The organism is Pseudoalteromonas sp. Angola-30 (assembly GCF_028599215.1).
Taxonomy (GTDB): domain Bacteria; phylum Pseudomonadota; class Gammaproteobacteria; order Enterobacterales; family Alteromonadaceae; genus Pseudoalteromonas; species Pseudoalteromonas atlantica.
On sequence record NZ_JAQREI010000002.1, the window covers coordinates 299,437 to 319,871 of the forward strand.

The 20,435-nt window shown below is 41.8% G+C and carries 19 protein-coding genes; 10 read left to right on the forward strand and 9 right to left on the reverse strand.

What is annotated here, in order from left to right:
- Nucleotides 1–10 precede the first annotated feature (10 nt).
- The 6 genes from ruvX to PSH54_RS04280 form a co-directional block, all read right to left on the reverse strand.
- Complete coding sequence (ruvX, locus tag PSH54_RS04255) at nucleotides 11–460, reverse strand: Holliday junction resolvase RuvX (RefSeq protein ID WP_004586842.1); 450 nt, start codon at nucleotides 458–460, stop codon at nucleotides 11–13.
- A gap of 9 nt (nucleotides 461–469) precedes the next feature.
- Nucleotides 470–1,027: a YqgE/AlgH family protein gene (locus PSH54_RS04260; protein WP_004586843.1), complete on the reverse strand. Its 558-nt coding sequence runs from the start codon at nucleotides 1,025–1,027 to the stop codon at nucleotides 470–472.
- 124 nt (nucleotides 1,028–1,151) lie between these two features.
- Complete coding sequence (gene gshB / locus PSH54_RS04265; protein WP_126005926.1) at nucleotides 1,152–2,102, reverse strand: glutathione synthase; 951 nt, start codon at nucleotides 2,100–2,102, stop codon at nucleotides 1,152–1,154.
- 75 nt (nucleotides 2,103–2,177) lie between these two features.
- Nucleotides 2,178–2,912 (reverse strand): 16S rRNA (uracil(1498)-N(3))-methyltransferase, encoded by a 735-nt coding sequence (gene rsmE, locus PSH54_RS04270; protein ID WP_024031543.1) that lies wholly within the window; start codon nucleotides 2,910–2,912, stop codon nucleotides 2,178–2,180.
- A 72-nt stretch (nucleotides 2,913–2,984) separates the two neighbouring features.
- On the reverse strand, nucleotides 2,985–3,461 hold the full coding sequence (locus PSH54_RS04275) for a hypothetical protein (protein WP_004586846.1): 477 nt from the start codon (nucleotides 3,459–3,461) through the stop codon (nucleotides 2,985–2,987).
- A gap of 81 nt (nucleotides 3,462–3,542) precedes the next feature.
- Entirely contained in the window at nucleotides 3,543–4,436 is an 894-nt protein-coding gene (locus PSH54_RS04280) for a DUF350 domain-containing protein (protein WP_004586847.1), read from the reverse strand.
- Nucleotides 4,437–4,514: 78 nt separating this feature from the next.
- On the opposite strand from PSH54_RS04280, the gene glnE reads away from it, so the two are divergent.
- Nucleotides 4,515–7,355, forward strand: a complete 2,841-nt coding sequence (gene glnE, locus PSH54_RS04285; RefSeq protein ID WP_273605571.1) for a bifunctional [glutamate--ammonia ligase]-adenylyl-L-tyrosine phosphorylase/[glutamate--ammonia-ligase] adenylyltransferase — start codon at nucleotides 4,515–4,517, stop codon at nucleotides 7,353–7,355.
- Between the two features lie 382 nt (nucleotides 7,356–7,737).
- Here glnE and PSH54_RS04290 read toward each other — a convergent pair whose 3' ends face one another.
- The 3 genes from PSH54_RS04290 to tolC form a co-directional block, all read right to left on the reverse strand.
- Nucleotides 7,738–8,310, reverse strand: coding sequence for a toxin co-regulated pilus biosynthesis Q family protein (locus PSH54_RS04290; RefSeq protein WP_024031547.1), 573 nt, complete (start codon nucleotides 8,308–8,310; stop codon nucleotides 7,738–7,740).
- 38 nt (nucleotides 8,311–8,348) lie between these two features.
- Nucleotides 8,349–9,278, reverse strand: a complete 930-nt coding sequence (gene lpxL / locus PSH54_RS04295; RefSeq protein WP_054983765.1) for an LpxL/LpxP family Kdo(2)-lipid IV(A) lauroyl/palmitoleoyl acyltransferase — start codon at nucleotides 9,276–9,278, stop codon at nucleotides 8,349–8,351.
- 97 nt (nucleotides 9,279–9,375) lie between these two features.
- A complete protein-coding gene (tolC, locus tag PSH54_RS04300; protein WP_029772380.1) occupies nucleotides 9,376–10,731 on the reverse strand; it encodes an outer membrane channel protein TolC in 1,356 nt (451 codons plus the stop codon).
- 150 nt (nucleotides 10,732–10,881) lie between these two features.
- Here tolC and PSH54_RS04305 point away from each other — a divergent pair, with 150 nt between their 5' ends.
- From PSH54_RS04305 to rraB, 9 genes are all read left to right on the forward strand, one after another.
- Nucleotides 10,882–11,508: an NUDIX domain-containing protein gene (locus PSH54_RS04305; RefSeq protein WP_004587962.1), complete on the forward strand. Its 627-nt coding sequence runs from the start codon at nucleotides 10,882–10,884 to the stop codon at nucleotides 11,506–11,508.
- A 26-nt stretch (nucleotides 11,509–11,534) separates the two neighbouring features.
- Nucleotides 11,535–11,993 (forward strand): DUF1249 domain-containing protein, encoded by a 459-nt coding sequence (locus tag PSH54_RS04310; protein ID WP_024031550.1) that lies wholly within the window; start codon nucleotides 11,535–11,537, stop codon nucleotides 11,991–11,993.
- Nucleotides 11,980–12,765: a metallophosphoesterase gene (locus tag PSH54_RS04315; RefSeq protein ID WP_273605572.1), complete on the forward strand. Its 786-nt coding sequence runs from the start codon at nucleotides 11,980–11,982 to the stop codon at nucleotides 12,763–12,765. The genes PSH54_RS04310 and PSH54_RS04315 overlap by 14 nt, the downstream gene beginning before the upstream one ends.
- Nucleotides 12,750–13,319, forward strand: a complete 570-nt coding sequence (locus tag PSH54_RS04320) for a YqiA/YcfP family alpha/beta fold hydrolase (RefSeq protein ID WP_004587965.1) — start codon at nucleotides 12,750–12,752, stop codon at nucleotides 13,317–13,319. Before PSH54_RS04315 ends, PSH54_RS04320 begins: the two co-directional genes overlap by 16 nt.
- 26 nt (nucleotides 13,320–13,345) lie before the next feature.
- Nucleotides 13,346–15,235: a DNA topoisomerase IV subunit B gene (gene parE / locus PSH54_RS04325; protein ID WP_273605573.1), complete on the forward strand. Its 1,890-nt coding sequence runs from the start codon at nucleotides 13,346–13,348 to the stop codon at nucleotides 15,233–15,235.
- 30 nt (nucleotides 15,236–15,265) lie between these two features.
- Nucleotides 15,266–16,360: a PQQ-dependent sugar dehydrogenase gene (locus PSH54_RS04330; RefSeq protein WP_024031553.1), complete on the forward strand. Its 1,095-nt coding sequence runs from the start codon at nucleotides 15,266–15,268 to the stop codon at nucleotides 16,358–16,360.
- Nucleotides 16,361–16,370: 10 nt separating this feature from the next.
- On the forward strand, nucleotides 16,371–18,665 hold the full coding sequence (parC, locus tag PSH54_RS04335) for a DNA topoisomerase IV subunit A (protein WP_024031554.1): 2,295 nt from the start codon (nucleotides 16,371–16,373) through the stop codon (nucleotides 18,663–18,665).
- A 169-nt stretch (nucleotides 18,666–18,834) separates the two neighbouring features.
- Nucleotides 18,835–19,548 (forward strand): 1-acylglycerol-3-phosphate O-acyltransferase, encoded by a 714-nt coding sequence (locus PSH54_RS04340; RefSeq protein ID WP_024031555.1) that lies wholly within the window; start codon nucleotides 18,835–18,837, stop codon nucleotides 19,546–19,548.
- Nucleotides 19,548–19,883: a ribonuclease E inhibitor RraB gene (rraB, locus tag PSH54_RS04345; protein ID WP_004587970.1), complete on the forward strand. Its 336-nt coding sequence runs from the start codon at nucleotides 19,548–19,550 to the stop codon at nucleotides 19,881–19,883. Before PSH54_RS04340 ends, rraB begins: the two co-directional genes overlap by 1 nt.
- The last annotated feature ends 552 nt before the right edge of the window (nucleotides 19,884–20,435 follow it).

A 20,435-nucleotide genomic window follows, 5' to 3' on the forward strand; every position in this document is an offset into this window, starting at 1 on the left:
TCGGCATTATTTATTCACCATAACTGGCTTCAAAAAAACTCTCTAAAATAATCACTGCCGACATATTATCGACATTTCCTTTCCCTAAATTTTTATAGCCACCGTGCTCAAATAAACGCGCTTTTGCATCGGCGGTTGTGAGTCGCTCATCTTGTGTTTGCACCGGTATGCCGTAATGATTGTGCAAGCGGTTAGCAAACTTTTTAGCCTTAAAGGTTACCTCTTGCGAAGTACCATCCATATTAAGGGGTAACCCGACGACCATTAAGTCGGGTTGCCACTCTTTAACTTGAACCGCAATATGATCCCAATTAGGAATACCATCTTGGGCTTTTACCGCTTTTAAGCTAGACGCACTGCCTGTGAGCTCTTGTCCTATGGCAATACCAATGCTTTTGGTGCCAAAGTCAAAGCCCATTACGGTGCGCTGGCCTTGCGGCTTAAGGTTTTTTTTCGTCATTATCGTTCTTTAAGCGTGTCCAGCTTCGCTGCAAAGTTGGCTAACATCAAAGCCTAGCATTGAAACTGCTTTTTCCCAGCGTTTTTCTACCGGCGTATCAAAAATGATCTTCGGATCGGCTTTAATGATCAACCAACTGTTATCTAAAAGCTCTTTCTCAAGTTGTCCTTGCTCCCAGCCCGAATAACCAAGCGTAATAATAAATTGCTCAGGTGCGTGGGCGGTGGTCAGGTTGGCAAGTACGTCTTTTGATGTGGTGATCATTATATCACTGCTAAGCTTTTGGCTTGCAGAGTAGCCTGGCTGAGGTGAATGAAGTACAAAACCTCGGTCGGTTTTAACCGGACCACCTGCAAACACAGAGACTTGCGCGGCTTGTTGGGTTTTGTCGTTGTCTATTTCTATTTTATCTAAAAGCTCACCAACGGTCACATCAATAGGCTGGTTGATCACCAATCCCATAGCCCCATCTTCATTGTGCTCACAAATATAGGTAACGGCACGTTTAAAAAAAGGGTCTTGCATCGACGGCATAGCGATTAAAAAATGATTTTCTAATGATTGCATAGATTTCACCCTTTTAGTTTATGAATACTTATTGAACTTTGAGTATGGCATAGATATATACGTAGCGTATAAAAAGTCCATTAATTGTATGAAATACTTAAATTAATGGACTTTTAAATGGTGTTTATTTAGCGAGCTTACGCTCAATTGCGTCAAACAAAATACCGGTAATAGATATATCGTAAGCGGCTTCAATTTCACGTACGCAGGTTGGTGCTGTTACGTTAATTTCGGTGAGCTTGTCGCCAATAATATCTAACCCTACAAACACTAACCCTTTTTCTTTAAGCGTAGGGGCAACTGCTTGAGCTATTTTAAGGTCTGACTCGCTAAGGGGGCGGGCTTCACCACGGCCACCTGCAGCTAAGTTACCGCGGGTTTCACCATTTTGTGGAATACGCGCTAAACAATACGGAATAACTTCACCATCAACAACCAATACGCGTTTATCACCTTGTTTGATCTCTGGAATGTAATTTTGCACCATGGCAAAGCGACTACCATGCTCAGTTAAGGTTTCGCAAATAACGCCAATGTTTGCATCATCTTCTTTAATACGAAAAATAGATGCGCCGCCCATGCCATCGAGTGGTTTTAAAATAATGTCTTTATGCTCAGCTAAAAACGCGCGTATTTGAGCTTGGCTGCGCGTTACTAGCGTATCTGGCGTATGCTCGCTAAACCACGCTGTAAATAGCTTTTCGTTAGCATCGCGCAGGCTTTGTGGTTTATTAATAATTAACGTACCTTCTTGCTCTGCACGCTCTAAGATATAAGTTGCGTAGATGTACTCCGTATCGAACGGTGGATCTTTTCGCATTAAAATAACGTCTAGGTCGGCAAGCGCGATTGTGGCTTTTTCTTCAAGTTCGTACCACTTTTCGGTGTTGTTAAATACCTGCGCTTTTGCTGCGGTTGCATACGATTTACCTTGGCGAAGCGATAAGTCATCCATCTCCATGTAGTAAATTTCGTAGCCACGTTTTTGCGCTTGCATCATCATTGCAAAACCGGTGTCTTTTTTGATGTTAAATCCACTAATAGGATCAGAAATAATACCTAACTTTATCGCCATGCGCTGTGCCTTAATCTAATTATAATGACTACTAGAGTGCTAATAGTTTTAATATGAGGGTGCCATTGAGCTATTTCAATTAGCTAAATCGCCAAATTGTAATTGTAATGCACTTAAGACCGTTAAAGCGGCCGTTTCTGTTCGTAAAACGCGCGGCCCTAAGCGAATATCAACAAAGTGCTGATCTTTAGTTTGCAGCATTTCTTCATCGGTAAAGCCGCCTTCAGGGCCTACTAAAAAGCGTACACCGGCGCTTGGAACGGTTATTGTTTTAATGCTGTGCTCGGCACGAGGGTGCAAAGTGAGCTTAATGGCGTCTGTTTGTTGTTCAAGCCATTGCTTTAAATCAACCGGTGTGTGAACAACTGGCACAAAGTTACGCCCCGATTGTTCGGCGGCTGAAATTGCAATTTTTTGCCATTGTTGGTGTTTTTTTTCTAACCTGTCGCCACTGAGTTTAACGCCACAGCGCTGACTAAAAATAGGGGTGATTTCGCTAATGCCAAGCTCAACAGATTTTTGGATGGTAAAGTCCATTTTGTCGCCACGCGATACGCATTGCCCTAAATGAATTTTAAGCGGCGATTCGACATCATGCTCATCAAAACGTTGTGGCATAACAACAACTGATTTTTTAGTTACCTCAATAATTTCACTGAAGTATTCACCGCCTTCGCCATTAAAAATAGACACATGTTCGCCTACTTTCATGCGTAATACGCGGCCAATATGGCCCGCTGCATCGTCGTTTAAAGAAACCGGGGTGTTTAAGGCAATACTCGATGCCTGATAAATATGAGGTACTCGCATGGGGGTCACTTATTTTATAGCGTAAAGGTGTATAGCGCTATGGTAAGTAAGCAGGGCGTTGTACGCAATTATTTATTTTTGTTTAAGTGACTTGGCAAGTGCGATTAAATCTTTAGGTGTTTCGGCAATATCGGTATCGCACGATAAGTGATTTTTAAAGCCTTCGTCAGTAATACGATTAAATGTATAGCCGTTGTCGTCAAAGCTAACTACGTAGCGTTTTTCATGCAGGGAGTTATATATAAAGCGTTGTTTGTCGTCGGCAAGTAGATAGTCGGTATTATTAAATAGCACGCCCTGAATATCGTGGTGCTCGTGCAGGTAAGTGGCCAGTTCAGATACGCTAATTTCGTTTTCTAGGTCGCAATAGCAATAGTCTTTAATGAGTTCGTCAAACATCATTTTTACCAGCTTACGGGTGTTACTGCCTGCAACTATTAAGGTGCTGGGTGTATTGGGTGCCGCGTGCTTAAAATAATACTCGGCAAATGTACGACTAAATTCGTTATCTATATCAATTAACAAATAGTTAGTTACTTCAAATGACATAGGGCCCCGTTGCTTTATGCAAATGTGTTATGCCAGTTAACTAAATACGGGGCGCTTGGCGACTTATTTAATAGCGTGGCGTTAAAGTGAAAACATGCTAATAAGTAAATAGCCTATAGCACAAAAAACAGCAAACTCAATGCATGCTATGCCTATATTGTCCTGATGGTCGACCTCTAAAGCGGCATCAATATTGGGTAATGAAATTGCTTTTATTACAAAACTTAAACAATATAATAACACCCACATTACACCGCAATGCATTACCAGTGTAAATATATTTTCGACCATTTTTCCATTTTGAAAGGCCGCACTAGATAATCCTGCATACACGGCTAGGGCTAAACCTATTGATTTTCCTGCGTATCTAATGCCAATAGAGGTGTTTTCAAGGTTAAAGTTACTTTGCAGTGACGCACCTTGGTTTGCTTTAGCGAAGCGGTATTCACGGATTTTGCTATCTAGCGCAAACATCCCTTGTAGCGTAAAAAAGCTAACAAAAGCAATAAGTAAGTTACTAAACCCTTGTGCATGAGTCCAGGTATACAAGCCAAGTGCAATAATACAGTTGGCTAATAACATACCAGAATCAACCAATGCAGCGCATACATTTTGCTTTAATATAGCAGCTTCTTCATTAAATCTGTGTAATATCCATTTTCTATGAATTAAATGTCCGACTTTTATAAATGTAAATAATAGAACAATTAAAATAACCACTTTTAATGGATTATGTTGTGCCGTACTCATACTTATTTCATCAAATAAAAACGCCATAGTGGCAATAACCACGGTAATTTCTGAGGCGAAACTAATCCCCATTGCAAAATTATCATGCTGCGCTAGTTCGTCTTTAAGTGCCTGTTTTGCTTTTATTTGAGCAACAATTCTAAGACTAAAAATAGTAATGCATATAACCGCAAAACTAATGGCAATCGCAACTAAACTAGTGTTAGATAATGATAAATATGACATGCTGATCCTAAGTAGAGATAACCTTTCTTGGTTTTAGTTATTCTAGTATGGTTAGCGCATATATAAAAGAGAGGATTGATGAGTAACAAAATGCAACTTCCTATTCAATTACAAAAACTTGGCTCAACACGCTTTGCACAGCTGTATCCGCAGCAACCTATACAAGAAGAAGTTGTAAAATTATGTGCTTTGAGCGACTTTGCTTTTCGTAGTTTAGAGTCGCAACCTCAATTAAAAGACTGGTTAATAAACCCAGATGAGCAATTTAGCCGAGACGTGCCCGCGCCATTCGACGGTCTTGACTTGCAGCAAGTAGATGAAAACCAGTGCAATAAGATTTTAAGACAGTACCGAGAAAAATACTGGTTAAAAGTAGCGTACCTCGATTTGTGTTGCGATAACCCAATCAGTGACAGCATAAAATACATAAGCCTATTAGCTGATATGCTAATTAATAGCGCAAATAGATGGGCACATGCGCAAACGGCAAAAACAGCAGGGGAACCTTTAGATGAGCAAGGTAACTCTTTGCCTTTAATGGTTTTAGGCATGGGTAAATTGGGCGGCCACGAGCTTAATTATTCATCAGATATAGATTTAATTTTTGCCTACCCGCGCAATGTACCGACCCAAGGTGGGCGTAAACGTATTGAAGCCCAAGTGTTTTACACCAAAGTTGCGCAAAAACTGATTAATGCACTTAATCAAGTAACCGGTGATGGCCAAGTATTTAGGGTTGATATGCGCTTGCGTCCATTTGGTGAAAGTGGGCCTTTAGTGATGAGCTTTCACGCCATAGAAGATTACTACCAAGAGCAAGGGCGCGATTGGGAACGTTACGCCATGTTAAAAGGGCGGCTAATTGGCACACCCAATCAATATTGGGATGAATTTATACAGCTTTTAAAGCCCTTTGTTTATCGTCGATATATTGATTTTTCTGTGATTGAATCACTGAGGAAAATGAAGCTTATGATAGCCCAAGAGGTTCGCCGAAAACGCCTGACCAACAATATAAAACTAGGTGCTGGTGGCATTCGCGAGGTTGAATTTATTGTACAAGCTTTGCAAATGGTCCGTGGTGGGCGAGAAGCTAACTTACAAACCCAATCGTTACTGTACGCCTTAGAGCAGTTAACGTTAAACCAAGCGATGGATGAGCAAGAAGCGAATGAGCTAAAGCGCAACTACTTACACTTACGTAAAGTAGAGCAATACTTGCAAATGTTTGACGATCAACAAACACAAACCCTGCCCGATGATGAGCTCAATCAAGAGCGCTTAAATTACTTACTCGAGTCTGAAAGTTTTAACCATACCATGAGCGATATTGAGCAGGTCATGGCCAAAATTCACGATGAATTTTTATTGGTGATAGGGGAGGAAACCGTTCCCCTTGATACCTGCGAAGGTGCGTTTATAAGTGCTTGGGATCATGGTGATGTTAGCTTTTTAAACGATATAAAAGAGCAATGGCAAGTGCCACTTCATGATTTTAAAAAACGTTTGAGTAAGGTAAATATAGGTAATCGTGGGCGAGATATTCTCGACAAACTAATGCCTTTATTGCTCAAACAGCTCAGTGACTTTAATGCCAGCGGTGAAACATTTACCTTGGTATGCCAAATTTTAAATAAAATTGTATCGCGTACTGCTTACCTTGAATTGCTTTACGAAAACCAAGGTGCGCTAAAGCAGCTTGTTTTATTATGTTGCCATAGTAAATGGATAGGGGAGCATATTTCCCGTTATCCTATTTTGCTTGATGAGCTAATAGACCCTGCTGCGCTTTACAAACCTACGCCGTTGAGCGCCTATAAAGATGAAATACGACAATATTTTTTGCGTATAGAACACGACGACCTAGAGCTACAAATGGAAGCGCTTAGGCAGTTTAAGCAAACACATCAATTACGTATTGCGGCTGCCGATGCAACTGGTGTGATTGATGTTATGAAAGTAAGCGATCACTTAACGGCTCTTGCCGAGGCTGTGGTAGACCAAGCCGTTAATATAGCGTGGTATAACACGGTTAAGCGCTTTGGCATGCCACCAAACACAGATGATGAACACAAAGGCTTTGCCGTTATTGCCTACGGTAAAACGGGCGGCTTTGAAGTAGGCTACGACTCCGACTTAGACCTTGTGTTTGTGCATAATCACGACGGTAATAGCAGTACCAATGGCGATAAATCGATTACCTCACGACAGTTTTATTTAAAACTTGCACAGCGCTTAATGCATTTATTTAATACCCGTACTGCCTCGGGCATATTGTATGAGCTTGATACACGCCTGCGCCCTGAAGGCGCCTCTGGTTTATTGGCTATTAACTTAGAGAGCTTTAATCATTATCAGCAAACCCAAGCATGGACTTGGGAGCACCAAGCGCTTGTGCGCGCCCGCGTTATATTAGGCCAAGATGAGCTAAGAGCGCGCTTTGCACAAATTCGTAAAGAGATATTATGTGCCCCACGGGATGTAGATACACTCAAACAGGATGTGCTTAAAATGCGCGAAAAAATGCGCACGCACTTAGCTAAGGGAAACTCTGAGCAATTTGATTTAAAACAAGATGTAGGCGCCATGACCGACATTGAATTTATAACTCAATACCTAGTGCTCAAAAACGCAAATCAGTTTAGCCAGCTAACGGTGTTTTCCGATAATGTAAGAATACTCACAGACGCTGCCGCGATTGGTTGTATCACTAAAACCCAAAAGCAGCAGTTAATCCAGGCGTATATTGATTATCGCTCACGTTACCACGTTTTAAGCCTAAATCAGCAAGGTCGCTTGGTGTCGCGTAAGGAGTATCAAACCGATATAGAAAGTGTAACGGCATGCTGGAATACAATATTTGAACTAGGGCGTGTTGATCTTTGCGGATTGAAATTTGTTCAATCTAGGGACGATTAAATCGCGGCGCGAGGTTTGTAACCTAGTGGGCTCGATAACTGCTCCTGCGTTATTCTAATGACTTACATCCCTGTAAGAATAAGTAAAAACCGATCAAGGCTTCCGCGTCCTGCTCACGCCCCTTACCTACATCCATGTAGGCAACAAAGAGTTTATCGCCCCTAGGCAGAACCCGAAGGGCAGCGCATGTTTGGCATTTATGCTGCGTTATCGCCTATTTATGTGGAATAACCACACTTCATAGGCTCTGTCTTGCCTAAAAACCAAACATGCTGCTGCAAATTCAACCATCAAAGTTCAACACGCCCTCGAAACATAAACACTAAAAACCCAAGCACAGGCTTGGGTTTTTATTATGTATGGGGTTGGTTTATTTACGCTGCTAAGTATTAAGCTTTAAACAATTGCTGCGCACAAATTCAGAAGGTAATTCAGTGATCACCGCTGCGCGCTGTTTGTGGCAAAGGTAGGTATACACTTCGTATTCAAAGTCATCATTAATTGCGCGGCCAACTTGATAAAGCGCTGAGGTAAAACTGCTATCAACCCTAAAATGATCTTTTACAACGTAGTCTTTACTCAAATACCAATATAATTGAATACCTTCGCTTTTAGCGTATTGGTTAAGTACGTCTTTTAACGTTGAGCCGTTTTCAAAGCGTCTTGGTGCACTTGTTCCTGTCCAGCTAGCAGGCATCGGGTCAACGGCTCTGCCGCGCTCTGCTAAAACACGATCAAGTGTTTGCTCGGGCTTTTTAAGTTGTAGTACAAACTTATCGCGCTCCCTATCGGATTTAACTTGGTTACGGATAGACGAATAAAAGCGAGAAAGCCCCTCGGCAGCTGCGTTTTTACTCTCTTTTATGTCAAACAATGGACCCGTACCAACTAACACATAGGTAGCTAGTAAGATTAATGCAACTGCTAGTATTAAATGCTTAACCCAAAACCACATAACTCATGCTCATTTATTATCATTATTTATTTATACCACTACTTTTTATAAAAAGAAGGGGTATTTTTGTCAGGGCGTGTTTTAAAACGGCGGTGCAGCCACATGTATTGCTCAGGCGCAGCGTTAATTGATTGCTCAACGCGCTGATTTACACGTGTTACATCTGCTTTATCATCGCCGCTTGGGAAATTTTCAAGCTCAGGTACTATTTCTAAATGGTATTTACCGTGCTCATCACGACGACTAATTAGGCTCATGGTTTCGCAGTGTTTACTTGCTGCAAAAAGTAATGTGCCTGTAGTTGTGGCTGTATCTGGTACTGCGTAAAAAGGCACAAATTCACAGCGGTTACGGCCGTAGTCTTGGTCGGGTAGGTAATAACACACCTTTTTATTTTTTAGTGACTTTAACAAGCCTTTTACGTCTTTTCGTCCAATTAAATACTCGTTAGAACGAAGACGGCCATTGGTTGTAAAGTATTCCATGAGTGCATTGTTGTGTGGGCGGTAAAACCCCAGCCCTTGGCATTTAGTGCCCATAACACGACTCGCCATTTCTAAATGTAAAATATGCGGCACCAATAGCAATACGCCTTTACCTTGAGCCTGCACGCGCTCAAAGTGCTCTAATCCTTTAATAGAGCCATACGCTTTTTTAACGCGCCACTGCGGCCACCACCAGGCCATGCCAGTTTCCACCATGGCAATTCCGGTGTTTTCCATGTTTTTTAGCACAAGCTGTTGTTGCTCGGCTTCGCTCATATCAGGAAAACACAGCTTTATATTAACCTCGGCAATATGGCGACGACGTTTCATAAATTTATGTACTAAGCGCCCCAATAACTTACCTAAGCTAAGCTGAATTTTTTGTGGCAACCACGAAATCAAATACAAAAAGAAAACGCCAATCCACGTTAGCCAATAACGAGGGCCTAAAAACGAGGCTTTAAAAGGAGATGAGGTGACCACAAAATACTCTCTAAAATAAAAACGCTAGTTTAACGCTTAGTGTTATAAAATACAAAAAGCCAGCAATGGCTGGCTTTAAACGCTACTTTTTAACTTATTAGGCTTTTTTTAAGCCTTGGTTAATACCCAGTAAATCGGCACTTGTTAGTGTACCTGCAGCTTGCTTTAAGCGAAGCGTAGATAACACGTAACGATAGCGTACATCAGCTAGGTTACGTTTTGCATCGTACAGGTTTTGCGTGCTTACAAGCACATCAACAATAGTACGCGTGCCTACTTCAAAGCCAGCTTCTGTTGCTTTAAGCGCACTTTGCGCTGATACCACGGCTTGCTCTAGGGCTTTGTAAGTCGCGATGTCTGATACAACCTGGTTGTATGAGGTAATAACGGTACGCGTTACGGCGCGGTAATTTGTTTCGTAATCTTGGCTGGCTGAAACATAAAACGCACGGGCTTGTTTAGTTGCAGCTACGGTTGCGCCGCCTGTGTACAGAGGAACACTTAAATTAACGGCAACCGATGTTGAGTCGGCACGTGGTTGGTCGTTAAAGCTTAAACCATTTATATTTTGGTCAGTTAAAGAATCACCGTAGCTGGCATCAAGTGTTAGCTTTGGGTAGTGGCCAGCTTTAGCAAGCGTGATCTGATCTTTAGCAATATCAACCGTGACTTTAGCCACTTGTAAGCTGATATTATTGTTCTCAGCTACTTTTACAAAGTCAGTCGATTTTTTAACCGGTTTTACTGTTGAAAATGTTTCGGTGTTTAAAAAATCAAGTTTTGCGTGGTACTTACCGGTTATTTCACGCAGTTGCTCGCGTGCGGTTTCAACGGCATTACTGGCAATAATTTCTTGTGCTACTGAGTTATCGTATTGTGCTTGCGCTTCGTGAACATCTGTAATTGCTGTAAGGCCAACTGCGTAGCGCTGTTTGGTTTGCTCTAACTGGCGTTCAATGGCACGCTTTTCGGCTTGCACAAATTCAAGGTTATCAATGGCGCTTAATACGTTAAAATAGCCTTCAGCAACGCGCACAATTAAGTTTTGTTTTGCGTTATCGTATTGCGCATTGGCTTGCAGCGCTTGTTTTTCGGCAATATCGAGTGTATTCCATGCGCCTAAGTCGAATAAGGTTTGGCTTAAACTAACACCACGCGTGAATTGGTCGGTATCGCTGTTTATTTTAACTTGGTCAGCTAAATCACCGACGCTTTGAAAAGAGGTAGAATCGCTTTTTTCATAGCCCATGCTTACGCCAATTTGCGGCAGTAATGCACTCATTGCTAAATCGCTTTCGTAAGATTGCGCATCTGCTTGGGCTTTTGCTTTTAAAACAGTGGGATCGTTAGCAGTAGCAATTTCAAAAACTTGCATTAAATCTTCAGCACTTGCTGTGGTTGTGCCTAATGCGCACGACAAACTAACGAGCGCTGCAAGGATGTTCTTTTTCATGTTAGGTTCAGTCCTTAGACAAATTTTGTACTAAAAGCATGGTAACGTGTTTTGCTAAATAACTAAAAAAGAAATTAGTAAAACTGTATGTTCAAATGTAACAGAATATATTAACAAACTTTAATCGTTTAAATAAGCGGGATGTATAATATGGCAGATAAAAGCTTGGTTCAATTTACACATAAAGATGTGAGCTTAAAAGCAGTTAAAAGTCTGTATAATGGCTTTTTTAAGGTGGATATGTATGAGTTTGAGCATAGCCTGTTTAATGGTGGTACATCGCAACTTATAAAGCGCGAAATACTAGAGCGGGGCGATGCAATCGCTGTTCTACCTTATGATGTAACTACGCAAAGTGTACTTTTAATAGAGCAAATACGTATTGGCGCTATTAACAGCAAACACTCGCCCTGGCTGCTAGAATGTATTGCCGGTATGACCGATGGCAGTACCGATTACGAAGGGGTGGTAAAAAAAGAAGCCTATGAAGAGGCTGGGCTTGAGCTTACTGATCTTGAATTTATGCTCTCTTACCTTTCAAGTCCGGGCGGTACCACTGAGCGCTTACATTTATACCTAGCGCGGGCAGATTTAAGCCAAGTACAAAGTGGTGTATATGGCCTTGAAAGCGAAGGTGAAGACATTAAAACCCATATATTAAGCCTTGATGATGCGCTTTCGCGCCTCAATAACGGTGAAATAGATAACGCGGCAACGGTAATCTGTTTACAGTGGTTGGCGTTAAATCGTGAAAAAATAAGCAGTAAGTGGACATAATTTTAACTTTTTAATACGGCGGTACTTTGACAGCACTTTTAGCAACCCAACGATATATTCAGAGCCTCCCAAAGTACATGACGCTTTGCGAGCATAATTACGTACGTCTTTCAAAACTATTACCTAAAGAGCGCAGCGCTAATAGTGTGCGTAAAGTTAAATTAGGTCATAGTGAATTTGCCATTATCATTGACGATAGTGCTAAGTACACACTGGATATTTCTATCAAACAGCTAACAGGGATGGTTAAAGGCGTTTCTCCTTTGTATTTAACAGTCAGGCTTTATCAAGATGCAAAAGTGGCTGAAATTATTCACCACGATTATCATCAACGGATAAAGCCATCTTATGGTTATCCAAATCCTAAAATGCACCAAAAAGATGAAAAGTATCAACTTAATGCATTTTTATATGACTGGTTAGTAGCCTGTGTAGAGCATGGCCGAGCAGTACTAAACTGGGATATAAACAATGGCTTGGTTTGATGAGCATTATCACTTTAACCGCTCATCGCTGCGTGTTGCGCATATAACCGATAGCCATTTATTTGCCGACCCTAACGCTGAGTACTTTAACGTAAACACCGCCGCGCATTTTGCACACGCATTAGCGCACATGGCCACGCAGTCATTAGATGCGGTTATATTTGGTGGTGATTTAACACAAGATCATAGTTTTGAATCTTATTTATTATTTGCTGAGCTTATTAATAACGCTGATTTGACCTGCCCAGTATTTTGGGTACCAGGCAATCATGATGAGATTACCATGCTTAATCGCATCAGTGGTGGGCAAATAGTGTCGGCTAAACGCATTATCGCACAAGGATTTGAGCTGCTACTTATAAACTCAAAAGGCCCTACACCTGCAGGGTGGGTGTCTAGTGAGCACTTAAATGAAATCGCGGATTGTTTAGCAAGTTCGCAATCACAGCATGTGGTGTTTTGTCATCACAACCCGCTTGCTATTAATGGCTATCTTGATAAACACATGCTTGAAAACGGCCCGCAATTATTAAACGTGTTAGTTAATAGTGCTAATGTAGCGGCGTTGCTGCACGGTCATGTGCATAATCACTATACGCAAACTTTTAGAGAGCTGAGTATTTATGCAACGCCCGCCAGTTCGGTGCAATTTACAAAAAATTGCCCGCAATGGCAGCAAGAAAACCACGGCCCCGCTTATCGAATGTTGCATTTAACTACACAGGACAATGCTTTAACAGTTAAAACGGATGTTGTATGGTTAAACGCGTAATTTATATTCATGGCTTTAATAGTTCTGAAAAATCATATAAAGCTGTGCGCTTTGGCGAGCTTATGGCAAACTATGACGTTGACTATTGCGTACCGCGTTTAAATCACGAGCCCTTACAAGCTATTTTACAGCTTGAGCATTTATTAACGCCAGATACCGCGTTACTTGGGAGCTCACTAGGTGGGTTTTATGCCACCTACTTGTCGCAGCGTTATAACCTGCGAGCAGCTTTAATAAACCCAGCAGTAGCACCGTTTAACTTATTAGCGCCGCTTATTGGCCACAATTATAATCCTTATCAAGATTATCATTATGAGTTAAATACCAGCCACATGGATGCTTTAAAAGCATTGTATGTGCCTAAATTAACATCTCCCGAACTGCTCTATTTGTTGCAGCAAACGGGAGATGAAGTGTTAAATTATCAACACGCAGTAAATTATTTTTCACAATGCAAACAGTTAGTTGAGTTTGGTGGCGATCACAGCTTTGTTGGTTTTGAACGCACCTTAGATAGTATTGTAGAGTTTCTTAAATTACCTAAAACAAATTAGCCTAAGCGCATATAAAGATAAAAATTATGAGTCAGCAAAATTATAACGCCGAAGCCATTGAGGTTCTCAATGGATTAGAGCCGGTAAAACGCCGCCCTGGTATGTATACCGACACGGTACGTCCAAACCATTTAGGCCAAGAGGTTATCGATAACAGTGTCGATGAAGCCATGGCGGGCCATGCCACTAAAATTGATGTGATCTTACACGAAGATAACTCTCTTGAAGTTATAGACGATGGCCGTGGTATGCCTATAGATATTCACCCTGAGGAAGGTATTCCTGGGGTGGAGCTGATTTTTACCAAGCTGCATGCAGGTGGTAAATTCTCTAACAAAAACTATCAGTTTTCGGGCGGTTTACACGGGGTAGGTATTTCGGTTGTAAATGCGTTATCGCACCGTGTTGAAGTAACGGTAAGGCGCGACGCTCAACAATTTAGAATGGCCTTTGAAAACGGCGATAAAGTTGAAGACTTAGATGTCATTGGCACTGTTGGTAAGCGCAACACCGGTACTACCGTTCGATTTTGGCCCGATGCGAGTTACTTTGACTCAGCTAACTTTTCAATTACTAAATTAAACCACCTATTAAAAGCTAAAGCGGTTTTATGCCCAGGCTTGCGCATTAAGTTTGTTAATAAGCAAACTAAAGAAACTCAAGAATGGTTTTACGAAACAGGTTTAAAGGACTACTTAATTGAAGCTGTTAAAGGCTTTGAAGTACTGCCAAAAGACCCATTTGTAGGCGAGTTTTCAAGCTCGATTGAAGGGGCTGATTGGGCTGTTGTATGGCAACCTGAGGGCGGTGAGTCGATTGCTGAGAGCTATGTAAACCTTATTCCTACCGCACAAGGTGGTACACACGTAAATGGTTTGCGCCAAGGCTTACTTGAAGCAATGCGCGAATTTTGTGAATTTAGAAACTTATTACCGCGTGGCGTAAAGCTTACCCCAGATGATATTTGGGAGCGCTGTAGCTATGTGTTATCGGTAAAAATGCAAGACCCACAATTTGCCGGCCAAACCAAAGAAAAGCTTTCTTCTCGCTCATGTGCAGCGTTTGTATCGGGTGTGGTTAAAGACTCATTTAGCTTATGGTTAAACGAGCACACAGACACTGCAGAATTGCTTGCAGAACTGTGTATTTCAAATGCACAGCGCCGATTGCGAGCGGCGAAAAAAGTAGTGCGTAAACGCGTTACCTCAGGCCCTGCGTTACCCGGTAAACTAACCGACTGTAGCGCAGCCGATAACGACCGTACAGAACTATTTTTGGTAGAGGGTGACTCAGCAGGTGGCTCGGCTAAGCAGGCACGCGATCGTGAGTTTCAGGCAATAATGCCACTGCGCGGTAAAATTTTGAATACGTGGGAAGTTGAATCAGGGCAAATATTAGCCTCGCAAGAGGTGCATGATATTTCGGTGGCGCTGGGTATTGACCCAGACTCAACTGATTTAACCGGCCTGCGTTATAATAAAATTTGTATATTGGCCGATGCTGACTCGGATGGACTACACATTGCCACCTTATTGTGTGCTTTGTTTGTGCGTCATTTTCCGCAACTGGTTAAAACAGGGCATGTATACGTGGCTATGCCACCACTGTTTAGAATCGACATTGGTAAAGAGGTGTATTACGCCCTCGATGAAGATGAAAAAACAGGTATTTTGGCCCGCATAGAAGCAGAGAAAAAACGCGGTAAAGTAAACGTGCAACGATTTAAAGGGCTGGGCGAAATGAACCCGCTGCAGCTGCGCGAAACGACAATGGACCCAAATACTCGCCGCTTAGTGCAACTTACGCTAGATGAAGAAGAGCAAACATTAGAAATGATGGATATGCTACTTGCTAAAAAACGCTCGTCAGACAGACGCCAGTGGCTAGAAGATCACGGTAATAAAGCACAGGTATAATAAGCTTGTGTTTAACACTTGGAGAGGCAAATGAATAAAATACTAGGAAGTTTATTATTGCTTGGCTTAACAACAGCACCAGCAATGGCAAAAGACATACTAGATAAACTCACCGTAGCACCTGGGTTTGAGGTAAGCTTATTTGCTGATGATGTTGAAAATGCACGCCAAATAGCAGTATCAAAAAAAGGCATTGTTTACGCAGGTTCTCGCAAAGCAGGAAATGTGTATGCGTTAATCGATCATAACAGTGATGGCGTAGCAGATAAAAAAATGGTGATTGCTGAGGGGTTAAATATGCCCTCGGGATTAGCAATTAAAGATGGCGATTTATACGTAGGTGAAGTACACCGTATTATTCGCTTTAAAAACGTAGACACGCAGTTAAAAGACCCTAAATTTGACGTGGTTTACAACGCGTTGCCATCGGATCGTCACCACGGGTGGAAGTTTTTACGCTTTGCACCCACCGGAGAGCTTATTATTCCGGTTGGTGTTCCGTGTAATATATGCGCCGAAGATGAGCGTTACGGGCGTATTTTTGCACTTGATGTAGAAACCAAACAAATTAAAACAATAGCCCAAGGGGTACGCAACTCAGTGGGGTTTGACTTTCATCCAAGCACGCAAGCATTATGGTTTAGTGATAATGGCCGCGACATGATGGGTGATGATATTCCACCTGATGAAATTAACCGCGTAAGTAAAGAAAACGAGCACTTTGGTTTTCCTTACGTTCACGCCGGTGCCATTGCAGATCCTGAGTTTGGTAAAGGTAAAAACATTAGTGACTACAGCCCGCCAGCGCTTGCGCTAGGTGCTCACGTTGCGCCCCTTGGTATTCATTTTTATACCGGTAAACAGTTCCCGGGCTCTTACAAAGAGCAGCTATTTGTTGCTGAACATGGCTCGTGGAATCGTACTAAAAAATCAGGTTATAAAGTGGCTGTAGCCAATGTAGAGCAAGGGCGTATTACTAAATACACGCCATTTATTACCGGCTTTATGCATAACGAAACAACCTTTGGACGCCCAGTTGCATTTGCACAATTAAATGACGGCAGTCTGCTAATAAGCGACGATTACGCAAACGTGATCTACCGCGTAAGCTATAAGAAAAACTAGGTAAGCTTTAATGAGTGATACAGATACCTTGCTAATGCAAGGAATTGAACAACAAACAATGGGGCGTTTTACTGAAGACGCCTACTTAAATTACTCTATGTACGTAATTATGGACCGTGCATTACCGCATGTTGGTGATGGTTTAAAACCGGTTCAACGTCGTATTATTTATGCTATGAGTGAGCTGGGTTTATCGGCCGCTGCTAAATATAAAAAATCGGCTCGTACGGTAGGTGATGTATTAGGTAAATACCACCCGCATGGCGACAGTGCCTGTTACGAGGCTATGGTATTAATGGCACAGCCGTTTTCTTACCGTTACCCATTAGTCGATGGGCAAGGTAACTGGGGGGCAGCAGATGACCCTAAATCGTTTGCGGCAATGCGTTATACCGAAGCACGCTTATCAAAGTTCTCTGAGGTATTACTTAAAGAGCTAGGGCAAGGCACCGTTGATTGGACGCCAAACTTTGACGGCACTATGGACGAGCCATTAGTGTTACCGGCGCGCTTACCGCATATTTTGTTAAATGGCGTAACGGGTATTGCAGTAGGTATGGCAACCGATATTCCACCACATAATGTGCGTGAAGTAGCCAGTGCCTGTTGTTTATTACTTGATAAGCCTAAAACCGAGCTTGATGAGTTACTTGAGCTTGTACACGCACCTGATTATCCAACCGACGCTGAAATAATTACCCCAAAAGCCGATATTCATAAAATATACAAAACCGGCCGAGGCTCAATTAAAATGCGTGCGGTGTATACTGAAGAGCATGGCGATATTGTTATTACTGCGCTACCGCATCAGTGTTCAGGGGCTAAGGTGCTTGAGCAAATCGCAGCGCAAATGAATGCTAAAAAGCTGCCAATGGTCGCTGATTTACGAGATGAGTCTGATCACGAAAATCCAACCCGTATTGTGATTGTACCGCGTTCAAACCGCATTAAAGCTGAGCCGTTAATGGCGCACTTATTTGCCACCACCGACCTTGAAAAAAACTACCGTGTAAACTTAAACATGTTAGGCCTTGATGGCCGCCCACAAGTAAAAGACCTACGCAGTATTTTATCTGAGTGGCTAACGTTTAGACGCGAAACAGTACGTAGGCGCTTACAGCACCGTTTAGATAAAGTACTGGCACGATTACATATTTTAGAAGGTTTACTTGCTGCCTTTTTAAATATTGATGAAGTAATTGAAATTATTCGCACAGAAGATAAACCAAAACCTGTATTGATGGAGCGCTTTGATTTAACCGATACTCAAGCCGAAGCCATTTTAGAATTAAAACTTCGTCATTTAGCAAAACTAGAAGAATTTAAAATACGTGGCGAGCAAGATGAACTGGCCAAAGAACGTGACAAGTTAGAGCTAACGCTTGGCTCAGACCGTCGTATGTCAACGCTTCTTAAAAAAGAAATTCAAGAAGCGGCCGACATGTATGGCGACGATCGCCGCTCACCTGTTATTGAGCGCGTAGAAGCTAAAGCACTGAGTGAAAAAGATTTAATTCCTTCAGAGTCGGTAACAGTCGTGCTTTCTGATAAAGGCTGGGCACGTGTTGGTAAAGGCCATGACATTGATGTAGAAGGGCTTAATTACCGTGCTGGCGATGAATACAAAGCCTCCGCTAAGGGTAAGAGTAATCAGCCTGCGGTATTTTTAGACTCAGCAGGGCGTGCATTTGCAACCGATGCACACAGCTTGCCATCGGCACGTAGCCAAGGCGAGCCGATGACAGGGCGCTTTAACCTCACCACTGGAGCTAATTTTGAGCACGTGGTAATGGGTGAAGACAATCAAGTGCTACTTATGGCCTCTGACGCGGGTTATGGCTTTATTACTGACTTTAAAGATTTAGTAAGTAAAAATAAAAACGGTAAAGCCTTGGTGAGCGTGCCTAAGGGCGGAATTTTACTCTCACCAATCAGAGTAAACGATGTAGCAACCGATTACTGCATGGCCATTTCGAACGAAGGGCGCATGCTGTTATTCCCACTGCGCGACTTACCAAAACTGGGTAAAGGTAAAGGTAATAAAATTATCTCTATTCCAGGGGCTAAAGTGCAAGCACGTGAAGAGTTTGTCAAAGTGCTGGCGGTGGTACCACAAGGCAGTAGCGTTACCCTTCATGCTGGTAAACGAAAGCTAACGCTTAAACCGAGCGACTTGGAGCATTATCATGGTGAGCGCGGGCGTAGAGGTAATAAGTTACCGCGAGGCTTACAGCGTGTTGATGAAGCTGTGGTGGAATTTACGCCGGCAGATGAGCAAAGTGATGACACATTAGTCGAAGAATAAACCCGAAATATACACCTCTAACGGCCTGCTTTTGCAGGCCGTTTTTGTTTATGCTGTATTTTTCAGCTTACAGCTGTTCGCTATTGTCTCGTGATCGTCATAAAATCACGTTATAATAGTGAAATATGCGCGGCTTATAGCGCATTGCACACACATTTTGGAGAGAAGTTTGTTAGCTGTTATACGTATTTTAATTATGGTGCTGTTTATATTTTTCAGCTGCGTGTTTGGGTTGTTACTGTCGATTGTGAGACCGTTTCACCCTAATAATGTGCATGTGATAGCTGGCTGGTTTGGCTCAATGGCTAAAATGTTAGGGGTTAAACTTGTCCTTAAACGCCACCCTGATGCGCTCAATATTGGCCCTGCGGTTTACCTATCAAACCATCAAAACAATTACGATTTATTTACTGTATCGGCTATGGTGCCTGAAAACTGCGTTAGCTTAGGCAAAAAAAGCTTAAAGTGGATCCCATTTTTTGGACAACTTTACTGGTTGTCGGGCAACATATTGATTGATAGAGCTAATCGCTCAAAAGCGGCAGGTACAATTTCAAAAGCCGCTGAAAAAATTAAACAAAAAGGCCTATCTATTTGGGTATTTCCCGAAGGTACAAGAAGCTATGGCCGCGGTTTACTGCCATTTAAAACCGGCGCATTTCACACCGCTTTAAGCGCAGATGTACCCATAGTGCCGGTATGTATGAGCACAACTGATAAAACTATTAAGCTAAACCGCTGGGATAATGGTACAATTTACATTGAAATGTTAGCGCCTATATCACTTGATAAAAAAGTGAGTGCCCGTGAACAGGCCACCCAAGTGCATAGTATTATGGCTGCTAAAATAACTGAATTAGATGCTCAAGCGAGAGATAAATAATGGAAAACTGGCGTGAAATAAGTGAAGACATCGTAAGTTCACTACTTGAAGATGGCTCTGATCCTGAAATACTTTATGAAGTTGAGCATCATTTTGTATGCGAAGATTTTAGCAAATTAGAGCAAGCGGCACTGGCTGCCTTTAAATTAGGCTACGATGTTGAAGAACCGGCAGAGCTTGAGCTAGAAGATGGCAGCAAAATTTGGAGCTTTGATATTGTAGTCGAAGCTGAGCTAGACGTTGAAGTTATAATGGAAGACGTTGATAAACTTGCAGCGCTAGCTGTTGAGTGTGACGTTGAATACGACGGTTGGGGCACTTACTTTCAAGAGTAAGGCGTTAGCTAGTTGATAAAGGCGAGCATTTATATATGCTCGCTTTTTTTGTGCACAGAGTAAATATGACTCTTTAAACCGCAGCCTATTTTCAGATATTAATTCATTTTCAGTGTAGTGGCGCATTAATACCCCCTTTATTTTGCCTTATTTAACGGCAAAAATTTAATACTTTTCGTGTTACCAATTTTATTTTTGTTATAACCAATTATTATCTTTCATATAAAAAACTTAATTCTCCTTAATATATTCATTAAAAGTTAAGCTTGTTCATATTCCTATTGGTAATAGGGCTTATTTCGACGTACTACTTATTCATTAAATTGAAAAAATATTTTTATTTATTGCCAATCTGTCCCTAATATATAACTTGTTGAATAGTTATAACTATTTACAAGTTGTAAATACAATATTTAATAAAACTAATACTTATTTGCTATTACATTCTCTGTTGACATATTGGTAACAAAAAATATAGCCTTTAGCTCGCCATATGGCATTAATATTGGTAAGGCCAATTTAAAGGTTTTAGATTGATTTTTGTAACCCGGG